Raw genomic sequence first — 12,310 nt, 5'->3', positions numbered from 1 at the left:
CTGTCCTTGTTGATAACGATGTAATTGAGGCATTATGTCACGCATGACCGACGCTGCGCGAGACTCACGATACGAACGATGCATGGTGCTGGCCGGAGGCGGCTTCCGCTTCGGCTACTACCTCGGCATGCACGCGGCGGCCGTCGATGCGGGCCAGGAGCCGGACCTGCTGTTGGCCACGTGCGGCGGCGCGGTGGCCGGCGCCATCATCCGCAACCTGCCCGACAGCGCGGCGCGCAAGGCGTGGCTGGCGTCGCCGCAGATGTATGACTTTTTTCGGGGCCTGCGGTCCGGCCCACGCGCAACGCCGCTGCGCGCACTGGCCGGCATCGCGCTGCGGCGGATGAACGGCGCGCGGGCCGCGCGCATTCCCGATCTGTTCAACGACTACCTGTTCGAGATCCCTCCGGCGCTGCCGTTGCCGCCCGAGCCGGCGCCGACGCCCGAACCCGCGTTGGCCATTATCGGCGGCAGGCTGCTGTTCGGCCCCGATGAAGCGGGCCAGTTGCGGCAAGGCCGCGCCATTTATCGCGTCACGCTGTTTGGCGATGAGCGCATCGCCGCGCTGGCGGCCGGCCAGCCATCCGCCATCGGCCGCGATGGCTGGACCGACGCCGTCGCCCACGACCTGGCGATCGACACGACAATGCCGTTGGCCGACGCGGCACGCATCTCGATTGCGGACATGGTCTACTTTCGCTGCCAATCCGCTGGTGGCGCGGACTATACCGGCGGCGCCATCGACCTGTTCCCGATCGAGCTGGCGCGCTGCCTCGCGCGCCACGTCAGCATGGAAATGAAGCAGTCCTACGACCAGCAGACGGCCGTTCCCGCCCTGCGCGCGGTGTTCGGCATCGACGCCAATGCGCGCCTGCGCCACGTACACGGCCAGCCCGCCGACGTATGGATCGACACCTCCGACGTTAGCCAGGCCTTGCGCGGCACCGGCATCCAGAAGCGCATCGCCTGGCGCGCCAACCGCGTGCAGCTGGTGGCGCCGGCCACCTACGAACGCTACGTGGCCGACGTGGAAACCCAATGGCAGTATGGCTATCGGCGTGCACGGGAAGCCTGCGCGCTGGCCGAGCAAGGCCGCCAGCCCGCGATGCGCAACGCAACCCGACATAACAAGGCAACAGCATGAACGTGATGATCATCGGCGGCACCAGCGGCATCGGCCTGGGACTGGCGCGGCACTACTGGCGGCAGGGCGCGCGCGTCGCCATCTGCGGGCGGCATCCCGGCAAGCTGGAAGGCTCGCCGCTGCTGGCGGAGGAGCGCATCAGCGTACACGCCTGCGACATCGCCGACCGCGCCGCCGTCGCGCGCACCGTGGCCGCGTTCGCGGACCTGGACCTGCTGATCGTCACCGCCGGCCAGTACACCGACGCCGCCGCCATCGCCCGCGATCCCGCCAGCACCTTGCCGGTACTGCGCGTGAACGTGGGCGGCCTCGATCACGCCTTCAGCGCCGCCGCCGAAGCGATGATGGCGCGCGGGCGAGGGCAGCTGGTCGCGGTGGCGTCGATCGCCGGCCTGCAGCGGGACTATCCCGGCGGTTCGCTGTACAGTGCCAGCAAGCGCGCCGCCATCGCCATCTGCGACGCCTACCGCAAGGCGCTGGCGCCGTTCGGCATCGGCGTCACCGTGATCGTGCCCGGCTACGTCGACACGGCCCGCCTGCGTGAATTGAACAACGGCGACGCCAGCGGCAAACCCTTCCTCAGGTCCGAGCAGGAAGCGGTGCGGCGCATCGCCGCCGCCATCGAACGGCGCGACGAGCGCTGCGTCTTCCCGTGGCAGATGCATGCGCTGGTCGGCATCTTCAACTGCCTTCCGGCCTTCCTCCAACGCCTCCGTAAAAAGTAACCCCGCGCACGCTTGCCTGTCTTCGTTGACAAAAAATATTAATCAGAATATATTTTTAAGACGAAATTGGAATCGTTTCCAATTTCGTTTGGCGACAGCTTTCGGGCAAGCGGACCGCGCATCGTCCCATGCTCCCTGACCACAAGCGGAATAGCGCGGACCGGACGCCCGTCCGGTTCGAATGTGGAAGTTTGGATACGAGGAGACATGCATTGTGAAAAAACAGAAATTCGTTTTGTCCGCCGTGGCGGCTGGCATTCTGTCGGCGTACGGCCCGCAAGTATTCGCCAGCGTCACCAGTCCCGTGATCGGGCCGCTGTTGTGGTCCGAGGAGTTCAACGGCGCCGCGCTCAACACCTCGTTGTGGACGGCGGTGGACGGCAACGGCTGCCAGATCAACCTGTGCGGCTACGGCAACCAGGAACTGGAGTACTACAGCCCCAACAACGTCTCCATCGTCAACGTCCCGTTCGAGCCGAACACGCGGGCGCTGGCGCTCAAGGCGCAAAACCAGACGGTGGGCAGCAACGTCTTCACCTCCGGGAAGATCGGCTCCTTCGGCAAGGTGCAGGTGCAGTACGGCATGGTCGAAATCCGCATGGCCACGCCGCAGCTGGGCATCGGCCTGTGGCCGGCAGCGTGGATGCTGGGCGTGAGCCCGCAGGCGTGGCCGCGCAACGGCGAGATGGACATCGTCGAAATGGGCCACAAGGCCAGCAGCCGCGCGGCGGCCGGCACGCCGACGCCGGCGATCGACAACTTCGTCGGCTCCAACGTCATCACCTGGCAGCAAGCCGCCTGCGTGCCGGGCAACGAAAGCTGCGCCGCCTCCACCGCGTGGCAGACCAAGAACTGGTACACGCCGAGCCAGTCGCTGGCCAACCGCTTCGTGATCTACCGCCTGTACTGGACCGACACGCAGATGCGCTTCACCGTGGTGGACAACGGCGTCGAGCACGACCTGTACGACAACCCGCTGCCGGTCAACTCGACCGCGCTGCAGGCGCCGTTCTACCTGCTGTTCAACCTGGCCGTCGGCGGCAACTTCACCGACGCCGCCACGCCGGGGCAGGTGACCGCGCCGCTGCCGGGCACCATGTACGTGGACTACGTGCGCGTGTACCAGCTGGACGGCAAGGGCTCGGTCCAGCTGGGCAGCCAGGGCACGGCGGAGGTTGGCAAGTTCGGCGTCTTCACCGACAACACGGTGGTCAACAACAAGCTGGTGGCCGGCACCAGCTCCGACATCTTCGTGTGGAACAACGCCTCGGTCACGCAGGGCAACCTGCCGCCGTATGAGGGCAGCAATGTGATGGCGTGGAGCTTCAACACGCCGGGGCAGTGGTTCGGCGGCAGCGTCGAATCGCGCCAGGCGCGGGACATGAGCAACTTCCGCAACGGCACCATGAAGTTGAAGATCAAGATACCGGCCAACGTCGCCTTCACGGTGGGCGTGCAGGACACGTACACCAACCAGAACGCGGTCAAGTTCCCCGCGAACGCCACCACGTACGGCCTGGTGCGCAATGGCGACTGGGGCACGGCGACCATCCCGGTGGCCGACCTGGCGGGCAGCAAGATCGCCTTGCAGTCGATGCTGGACCTGTTCCAGATCGCCAGCGACAGCGCCGCGTTGCCGGGTTCCGCGTTCCAGATGGCGATTGACGATATCGTCTGGGACACCGGCACGCCGACGCCGACACCCACGCCGACTCCAACGCCGACACCCACCCCAACGCCCACGCCGACTCCGACGCCAACTCCCACGCCGACCCCAACGCCGGCCGCACAGCAAACCAGCGCGACGATGCTAAAGTTCTCGCTCAACACCAGCAGCTGGGCGGACGTGCACTACACCGTCAACGGCGGCGGCCAGCTGAACGTGCGGATGACGCAGAACTCTGGCACCAACAGCTACACCGCCAGCGGCCTGAAGATCGGCGACGTGGTGAACTACAGCTTCACCTACTGGGACACCGCCCATAACTACGCCGTCGACACCGCGCAGCAAAGCTACACGATGAAGTAGTCCGCAATGCTCCCCGGACGGCCGCCTCTCAAAGGCGGCCGTTATCATTTGCGGCACGCCTTCCGTGCGAAGGGTAGAATTTGCGCTCGACTCTACAGCCAGCCAGATGGAAATGCATAACTACGACAACGACTATTTTTTTCTGCAAAAAGCCGAGGCCGAGGGTTTTCCTTCGCTGACGCCTGATGAAGCCACAGTAGAGCGACACTACTCGTTTGAAATCCCATCTGATGACCTGTCGCCGTTTGTATTTTTTAACGGCGCAAGAGCGTACCAAATAAAAACCGGGGTTGATCCTGTAAAGGTCCCACCCGAGATTTTGTTCGACGGCACCAGCTTGGTAGTGAAGACGGCAATGCGGAATACGTTGGCCGACATGAATATCCCCGGCTTCTTTATGCACCCTATAATTTATACGGATGATGGTCAGCGGTACGAGGACTATTGGTTCTTGGCCTTCCCCGACCGGTTTGATTGTTGGGATCGTGAGCTATCTGATTGTTCAGACACGGTCATAGAGCTTGGTGGCTTTACGCTGCATAGCGTCCATAGCTATCGCCTCAATTCAAAAATACTGGACGATACGCCGCTGCAGCAACGCCTGCTATTCAAATTGGGCGGGACGCTCGATGCTTTTATTGTGTGCCACAAATCGATCGTGGCGCTATTTCAAGGGCTGAGCGGGGCCAAGATCGTTGGCATTTCTGATTTTTAGTTAGCCTTGGTGCCACTATGACATTTGAGAGATTCATGGAGCAGTACCAGGCCACCGGCAGCGTCAAGGCCGACGGTTATAGCCGCGACGTTTTCGAGGGACTGGATGCGGATGAGAAAGCGAGGGTGTTCGATTTGTTGACGACCGAACTTCCGTTTTCCGCTGAATGGCTATTTTTTCTGGATGCCGAGAAAGCGTTGATCGCTGCCAGGGACGAAGAACAGAAGTTGCGAGGCAACGGCTACGAGAGCGTCTACATGCTTCAGGAGCAGATGGTCAAATATTCAGGTGATCTACTCTACCAACGCCACATGATTGAGGACTATTCCGGCTATATCAGCAATCTGAAACCGCTGGTTGTCGATTCGATAGGCCGCACTCCGGTGAATCCTGCGATGGTTGACTTCCTCAGGCAGGTTATTTTGACGGAAGCGAATCCGAGCGCGGTCGCCAGGGCAGAGCGCAGGTTGTCGGCTGCGCTAAATACTCCCAGGAAGGTTGCAAGAATGTCGGGAAAATTTGTCGCGGTGAGCCAATTTGATGGTGCTGCCAATTTACTGAAGATGGACCTGGTTTCGAGGACAGGGGACATCGTCCCGGCCGACGCCGTGGCGGAAGACGACGTGGCGTTCGGCTTGTTCGAGATCGAAAAAAGCGCGCCTGGGCTGCACTACCTGGCCCTGCTGGCCACGCCCGACGGCCCGTTGCTGGTATTTAAGGACGGCCAGTATCATCCCCACCTTGAGCGGACCAGGATTGAGATCACCGATGACGGCAAGTGTTCCCATATCCGGATTGTTGATGATGGCGATATTGTTTTTGAAGTGTCCTATGAGGACAAGTTCGGAACCGGCCTTCATCCCTACAACCGCACGCGCGAGGACATCGATTTCTATTACTGGTTGAGCAGGAAGATCAACGATCCGAAATTCTATACGACCTTTACCAAGGACATCGCGTACATAGACTAGTAAGCTGGACGTGGCAAACTGGCGGCCCAGAACAGCAGGGCCGCCAGGCTGACCGCGCCGCCCAGCAGGCACACGCCGCTCCATCCCGCCAGCGCATAGACCGACGTCGCGGCGATCGCTCCGCCGCCGCTGCCGACCGCGTAGAACAGCATGTAGCAAGCGACCAAGCGGCTGTGCGTAGCCGTGCCGCCGCTGAAGATCATCTGCTGGTTGGTCACTTGCAGCGCCTGCACACCCAGGTCCAGCGCAAGGATGCCGGCCACCAGCGCCGCCAGCGACAGCGGTCCGCTGCCTTGCGCACCCAGCCACAACGGCAGCCAGGCCAGCAACATCAACAGCAGCGCGGCGGCGCTGGTACGCTGGCCCCAGCCTCGATCGGCCCATCGCCCGGCGCGCGCGGCGGCCAGCGTGCCGGTGCAGCCCACCAAGCCGAAAGCGCCGATGGCCGTGTGCGAGTAGTTGTGCGGCGGCGCCGCCAGCGGCAGCACCAGCGCGCTCCACAGGATGCCGAATGCGGCAAACATCAGCAAGGCGATCACGCCGCGCACTTGCAGCACGCGGTCGCTGCACAGCAAGGCAAACATCGAGCCGATCAGCGAGAGGTAGGGCAGTTGCGCCTTTGCCTGGTCTGGCGTCGCCAGCCGCGGCAAGCTGAGCCACAGCAGGGCGGACAGGGCGAGCATCGCCAGCGCCGAACCGCCGTAGACCGCGCGCCAACCGGCCATGTCGGCAACCCAGCCGGCCAGCGCGCGCGCCAGCAGCAGCCCGGCCACCACGCCGGCTTGCGCGGCGCCGACCACGCGGCCACGTTCGGACGCCGCGGACGCCGCCGCCGCGTAGGCGACCAGACCCTGCGTCATGGCGGTGCCGAGCAAGCCGATCGCCAGCATGCCCGCCATCATGGCCGTAGCGTCGCGCGCGCAAGCGACGCCCACCAGCGCCGCCGCCAGGACCAGCAGCTGAGCGAGCATCAGGCGCCGCCGGTCGATGCGGTCGCCCAACGGCACCAGCAGCAGCAAGGCCAGCACGCTGCCCGCCTGGGTCGCGGTGATCACGCCGCCGACCGCCGCCGGGCGAATGGCGAAATCGGCGGCCAGCGCGTCGAGCAGCGGCTGGGCGTAATAGACATTGGCGACACTGAGCCCGCTGGCGCAGGCAAACAGCGCCACCAGGGAACGGCGCATGGGCATATCCATCCTTAGACTGGTTTCAAAACAAAACCAGTTGAATTGTAGGTAATCCGGTTTTAAAATGCAACCAATTAATCGGGAGGCACAGGCATGGCAAAACGTAAGACGATGCAGGACGATCCCTGTCCGGTGGCGCGCTCGCTGGACTTGGTGGGCGACCGCTGGTCCATGTTGCTGGTGCGCGACGCCTTCGACGGCCTGCGCCGTTTCAGCGATTTCCAGCGCAACCTCGGCATGGCGCGCAACATCCTGTCGGATCGCCTGGCTGCGCTGGTCGGGGAGGGCATCTTCGCCGTCCAGCCTGCTTCAGACGGCACGTCTTATCAGGAATACGTGCTCACGACCAAAGGCGAAGCGCTGTTCCCGGTGGTGGTGGCGCTGCGCCAGTGGGGCGAGCGCCAGCTGTTCGGCAAGGGGGAGCCCCATTCGCTGTTGATCGAGAGCGAAACAGGCAAGCCGGTGGCTGTCATGTTGCCACGCGATCATGCCGGCCATGTGCTCAAGCCGGCTGGTGCCCGGGTGAAGAAAATCACCGACAAGTGAACAAACCTCGCCATTCTGTCGCCCTTTAAAAATGCCACAATGCGTGGCGGGATATCGGGTACAATTTCTTGAACGATCGTGCTTTTTTCGGGCGTGGTCATAAGAATACGGAGACAGCATGGATTTGAACTACACGGCGGCGGATCTGGCGTTCCGCGACGCGGCGCGCGCTTTCCTCGACGCTAACCTGCCGGGCGATCTGCAGAAGAAGGTCCGCAACCATCTGCGCCTGAGCCGCCAGGATTATGTGCGCTGGCATCAGATCGTCGCGAAGCAGGGCTGGGCCGCGCCGGCCTGGCCGGTCGAGCACGGCGGTCCGGGCTGGAGCGCCACACAGCGCCATATCTGGGAAGAAGAGTGCGCCCGCGCCGGCACGCCGCCGATCCTGCCGTTCGGCGTCAACATGGTGGCGCCGGTCATCATGGCCTTCGGTAACGAGGCGCAGAAGGCCCACTATCTGCCGCGCATCCTCAGCTGCGAGGATTGGTGGTGCCAGGGTTACTCCGAACCGGGCTCGGGCTCCGACCTGGCCTCGCTCAAGACCACCGCCGAACGCGTCGGCGACCATTACATCGTCAACGGCCAGAAGACCTGGACCACGCTGGCCCAGCACGCCGACATGATCTTCTGCCTGGTCCGCACCGACACCACCGTGCGCAAGCAGGAGGGCATCTCCTTCCTGTTGATCGACATGAAGACGCCGGGCATCACCGTGCGCCCCATCATCATGCTGGATGAGGACCACGAGGTGAACGAGGTCTTCTTCGACAACGTCAAGGTGCCGGTGCAGAACCTGATCGGCAAGGAGAACAAGGGCTGGACCTACGCCAAGTACCTGCTGGGCCACGAGCGCACCGGCATCGCGGCCGTGGGCCGTTCCAAGCGCGAGCTGCTGTTCCTGAAGAAGATCGCCTCCGAACACTACAAGCACGGCAAGCCGCTGCTGCAGGATCCGGTCTACGCGGCCAAGGTGGCCAGCCTGGAGATCGAACTGATGGCGCTGGAGACCACGGTGCTGCGCGTGATCACGCGCGAGTCGCACGCGCCCGGCCCGGAGGCCTCGCTGCTGAAGGTGCGCGGCTCGGAGATCCAGCAACTGCTCACCGAACTGATGGTCGAGGCGCTGGGCCCGGACGCGCTGCCGTTCGACACCGACTACCTCGAAGGCAAGGCCGACCACGCGGTGACCGGCGACGACGCCGCCGCGCCGCTGGCCGGCTACTACTTCAATTTCCGCAAGACGTCGATCTACGGCGGCTCAAACGAGATTCAGAAAAACATCATCACCCAGATGATCCTGGGACTGTGAGGGGCAGCGATGGATTTTAATTTGAAAGAAGAACAGCAGCAGTTCGCCGACGCCCTGCGCCGCTGGATCGACAAGGACTACGGCTTCGACGTGCGCCATCGCATCGTCCACTCGCACAGCGGCGTCTCGGACGTGGCCTGGAACACGCTGGTGGAGCTGGGCATGACGGCGCTGCCGGTGCCCGAGGAGCAGGGCGGCTTCAACGGCAGCGCGGTCGACCTGTGGGTGGTGATGCAGGAGATCGGCCGCGGCCTGGTGGTCGAGCCGTATTTCGCCACCGTGTGGGGCGCGCAGTTCCTCAAGCTGGCCGGCAACCAGCACCGCCTGCTGGAGGAAGTGGCCAGCGGCGAACTGAAGCTGGCCTGCGCGCTGGGCGAGAAGCATGCGCGCCATGAGCTGTCGGACGTCAAGACCATCGCCAGCATCAACGGCGAGGGCTACCGCATCGACGGCACCAAGACCGTGGTGATCCACGGCGCCCAGGCCGGCGCGCTGATCGTGTCGGCCCGCAGCGCCGGCGCCCAGCGCGACACCAACGGCATCAGCCTGTTCGTGGTGCCGGCCCACACGCCGGGCGTGACCGTGCGCGACTACCGCACCATCGACGGCCAGCACGCCGCCACCGTGCAGTTCAGCCATGTGGCGGTGCCGGCCTCGGCGCTGCTGGGCAAGCTGGGCGGCGGCTGGGACATGCTCGACGAGGCGGCCGACTACGGCGCCAGCCTGCTGTGCGCGGAGGCGGTGGGCGCGATGGACGCGCTGTTCGCCGCCACGCTGGACTACCTGAAGACGCGCAAGCAGTTCGGCGCGCCGATCGGCGGCTTCCAGGCGCTGCAGCACCGCATGGCCGACATGTACATCCACCTGGAGCAGGCCCGCTCGATGGCGATGCTGGCCGCGGCCCGCATGTCCTGCGGCGACGCCGAGGAGCGCCGGCGCGTGGTGTCGGCGGCCAAGGTGCGGGTGGGGCAGGCGTCCAAGTTCATCGGCCAGCAGGCGGTGCAGCTGCACGGCGGCATGGGCGTGACCGACGAGCTGCCGGCCGCGCACCACTTCAAGCGCATGGCCATGATCGAGCTGACCCTGGGCGACGTCGACCACCACCTGGAGCGGTTCATCGCCCAGCGCGGCTTCCAGCAGCACAGCTGATGCGCAGCTTCGCCAACCTGGCGGCCATGAAGGCCGAGATCGGCAACGAGGTGGCGGTGTCGGACTGGGTGGAGATCACCCAGGCCCGCATCGACCTGTTCGCCGACGCCACCGGCGACCACCAGTGGATCCACACCGACGCCGAGCGGGCCGCGCGCGAGTCGCCGTACGGCGCGACGGTGGCGCACGGCTTCCTGACGCTGGCGCTGCTGCCGGCGCTGCTGGTGAACGCGCTGCACATGGTGGACATGACGATGGGCCTGAACTACGGCCTGAACAAGGTGCGCTTTCCGGCCCCGGTGCCGGTCGGCAGCCGGGTGCGGGCGCGGCTGGCCATTGTCGCCATCGACGACATCGCCGGCGGCGCGCAAATCCTGTGGGGCGTGGTGATCGAGCGGGAGGGCGGCGACAAGCCGGTGTGCGTCGCCGAGTTCGTGATGCGGCGCTACTGAGTGCGCGTCAGGCCGCGCTGCCGCCGATCTCGGCCTGGTAGTAGCGGTTGCGGCCGTCCTGCTTGGCGCGGTACAGCTGGCTGTCGGCCATGCGGACCAGGGCGTTGCTGTCGACGCTGTCGAGCGGCGGCAGCGCCGTGCACACGCCCAGGCTGACCGACACGTACGGCACGGTCGGCGCGGCCGCGTGCGGGATGGCCAGGGCGCGCACTTCTTCCAGGATGCGGCGCGCCACCACCTCGGCGCCCGGCGCCGGCTCCTGCGGCAGCAGCAGGATGAATTCCTCGCCGCCGTAGCGGGCCAGCAGGTCCTGCGGCCGCGAGGCGCAGCGCGCCATCGCCAGGCTCACCTGCTGCAGGCACAGGTCGCCGGCCTGGTGGCCGTAGTGATCGTTGTAGAGCTTGAAGTGGTCGATGTCGATCATGATCACCGACAGCGGCAGGCCGGCGCGCGCGCAGCGCCGCCATTCGGCGTCGAGGGCGTCGTTGAAGCTGCGGCGGTTGGCCACGCCGGTCAGGCCGTCGGTCATGCTCAGTTCCCGCATGGCGTCGGCCTGGCGCTTGATGGTCAGCTGGCTGCGCACGCGCGCGCGCACCACGGCCACGTTGAACGGCTTGCTGATGAAGTCGACCGCGCCGGCTTCCAGCGCGCGGGTCTCGTCCTCCGGCTGGTTGAGCGCGGTGACGAAGATGACCGGAATGTCCTGCAGCCGGGGCGAGTTGCGCAGCGCGGCGCACACCGCGTAACCGTCCATGCCGGGCATGACGGCGTCCAGCAGGATCAGGTCCGGCTGCTGTTCCAGCGCCAGCTCGAGCGCCTTTTCACCGCTCAGCGCGAACAGCACCTCGTGCTCGTCGCGCAGCGCGTGGTGCAGGATCTGGATGTTTTCCATGGCGTCGTCAACCACGAGTATCCGTCCGTTCCTGGCCAGGTCGGTCCAACTCATGCACTATCCTTTCGATACAACATATCCGCCACGATGGCTTGCGCCGCGGTGAAATCGAGCGTCTCGACCGCCTCCGCCAGCGCCCTCCATCCGCTGGCGTGCTCCAGCGCCGGGCGCAGCTGGCGCAGCACGTCCATGGCTTTCAAGTTGTTATTCTGAAGCAAACTATGTAACTCCGCCAGCTTTTGCGGCAAGTCGTGCGCGATCGGGTTGCCTTGGGGAAGCGAGTTTGTCGAGACTGGCAACTGGCGGGCGTCGGCGGCCAGGCGTTGCAGGGCCCGGTCCAGCGCAGTCAGCGCGGCATCGAGCGCGGCCGGGTCGGGGTGGTCGCGGTGCAGGATGGCTTCGGCTTCGGCGGTCAGGCCGGCAACCTGCGTCGCGCCGAGGTTGGCGGCCACGCCGCGCAGGCGGTGCAGGCTTTGCGCTGCCTGGGGGCGCTGGCCGGCCGCCAGTTGCGCCCGGACCTCGGTCACGGTGCCGCCCTGCGTCTGGTCGAAGCGCTTGAACAGCGCCACCAGGGCGTCGCTGTTGCCGCCCAGCCGGGCTAGCGCGGCCTTTGTGTCGACTCCGGCCAGCGCAAGCAGGCTGGCCGGTGCGGCCACCTGTGCGGTGGAGGGGGACGGGGCGGGGGCCGCCGCCGGGCGCGGCGCCAGCCGGGTCAGCACGGCGATCATTTCCGCCACGTCGATCGGCTTGGCCACGTGGGCGTTCATGCCGGCCTGGTCGGCGCGGCGGCGGTCGTCCTGCATCACGTTGGCGGTCATGGCAACGATGGGCAGGCGCGCCAGCGGGCCGCCGGCGGCGCGGATCGCGGCCGTGGCGTCGTAGCCGTTGAGGACCGGCATCTGCACATCCATCAGCACCAGGTCGCAACGCTGCGGGTCGGCGCGCAACAGGTCGACCGCCAGCTGGCCGTTGGCCACCGTCTCGACCGTGGCGCCGGCGTGCAGCAGCATCAGTTGCGCCACCTCCTGGTTGATCTCGTTGTCCTCGACCAGCAGGATGCGCATGCCGTTCAACTGTCCGTCCAGCTGGCCGTGCGGGGCGGACGGCGCCGTGCCGGGACCGCCGCTGAACAGGCCGGCCACCCGCGCCAGCAGGCGCGCCGGCAGCACCGGCTTGGACAGCACGCCGGCC

12 protein-coding genes are annotated in these 12,310 nt (G+C 65.6%); 9 read left to right on the top strand and 3 right to left on the bottom strand.

Translation table 11 applies throughout. From position 1 onward, the window contains the following. Positions 1–82: 82 nt before the first annotated feature. The 5 genes from GTP90_RS22085 to GTP90_RS22065 all read left to right on the top strand — a co-directional run bounded on the left by GTP90_RS22085 (position 83) and on the right by GTP90_RS22065 (position 5,584). Positions 83–1,144: a patatin-like phospholipase domain-containing protein gene (locus GTP90_RS22085; protein WP_161085557.1), complete on the top strand. Its 1,062-nt coding sequence runs from the start codon at positions 83–85 to the stop codon at positions 1,142–1,144. Beyond that, positions 1,141–1,869 (top strand): SDR family NAD(P)-dependent oxidoreductase, encoded by a 729-nt coding sequence (locus GTP90_RS22080; RefSeq protein WP_161085556.1) that lies wholly within the window; start codon positions 1,141–1,143, stop codon positions 1,867–1,869. The genes GTP90_RS22085 and GTP90_RS22080 overlap by 4 nt, the downstream gene beginning before the upstream one ends. A gap of 214 nt (positions 1,870–2,083) precedes the next feature. Beyond that, complete coding sequence (locus tag GTP90_RS22075; protein ID WP_161085555.1) at positions 2,084–3,898, top strand: glycoside hydrolase family 16 protein; 1,815 nt, start codon at positions 2,084–2,086, stop codon at positions 3,896–3,898. 112 nt (positions 3,899–4,010) lie between these two features. Next, complete coding sequence (locus GTP90_RS22070) at positions 4,011–4,613, top strand: AFG2-interacting ribosome maturation factor family protein (RefSeq protein WP_161085554.1); 603 nt, start codon at positions 4,011–4,013, stop codon at positions 4,611–4,613. A 35-nt stretch (positions 4,614–4,648) separates the two neighbouring features. After that, complete coding sequence (locus GTP90_RS22065) at positions 4,649–5,584, top strand: hypothetical protein (RefSeq protein WP_161085553.1); 936 nt, start codon at positions 4,649–4,651, stop codon at positions 5,582–5,584. Here GTP90_RS22065 and GTP90_RS22060 read toward each other — a convergent pair. Next, entirely contained in the window at positions 5,581–6,768 is a 1,188-nt protein-coding gene (locus tag GTP90_RS22060; protein WP_161085552.1) for an MFS transporter, read from the bottom strand. The genes GTP90_RS22065 and GTP90_RS22060 overlap by 4 nt on opposite strands. 96 nt (positions 6,769–6,864) lie before the next feature. On the opposite strand from GTP90_RS22060, the gene GTP90_RS22055 reads away from it, so the two are divergent. The 4 genes from GTP90_RS22055 (at position 6,865) to GTP90_RS22040 (ending at position 10,227) form a co-directional block, all read left to right on the top strand. Then, on the top strand, positions 6,865–7,317 hold the full coding sequence (locus GTP90_RS22055; protein ID WP_161085551.1) for a winged helix-turn-helix transcriptional regulator: 453 nt from the start codon (positions 6,865–6,867) through the stop codon (positions 7,315–7,317). Between the two features lie 118 nt (positions 7,318–7,435). Further along, a complete protein-coding gene (locus tag GTP90_RS22050) occupies positions 7,436–8,626 on the top strand; it encodes an acyl-CoA dehydrogenase family protein (protein ID WP_161085550.1) in 1,191 nt (396 codons plus the stop codon). Positions 8,627–8,635: 9 nt separating this feature from the next. After that, the gene (locus tag GTP90_RS22045; RefSeq protein WP_161085549.1) at positions 8,636–9,775 is read left to right on the top strand and encodes an acyl-CoA dehydrogenase family protein; all 1,140 of its coding nucleotides are present in this window, start codon (positions 8,636–8,638) and stop codon (positions 9,773–9,775) included. After that, on the top strand, positions 9,775–10,227 hold the full coding sequence (locus GTP90_RS22040) for a MaoC family dehydratase (protein WP_161085548.1): 453 nt from the start codon (positions 9,775–9,777) through the stop codon (positions 10,225–10,227). Before GTP90_RS22045 ends, GTP90_RS22040 begins: the two co-directional genes overlap by 1 nt. Positions 10,228–10,234: 7 nt before the next feature. Here GTP90_RS22040 and GTP90_RS22035 read toward each other — a convergent pair whose 3' ends face one another. Further along, on the bottom strand, positions 10,235–11,173 hold the full coding sequence (locus GTP90_RS22035) for a diguanylate cyclase domain-containing protein (protein ID WP_161085547.1): 939 nt from the start codon (positions 11,171–11,173) through the stop codon (positions 10,235–10,237). Beyond that, on the bottom strand, positions 11,170–12,310 hold a 1,141-nt coding region (locus GTP90_RS22030), incomplete at its 5' end, for a response regulator (protein WP_161085546.1). The genes GTP90_RS22035 and GTP90_RS22030, both read right to left, overlap by 4 nt.

It is taken from the genome of Duganella vulcania, from assembly GCF_009857655.1.
Classification (GTDB): Bacteria; Pseudomonadota; Gammaproteobacteria; order Burkholderiales; family Burkholderiaceae_D; genus Rugamonas; species Rugamonas vulcania.
This window is presented reverse-complemented; position numbering and strand designations above follow the sequence as displayed.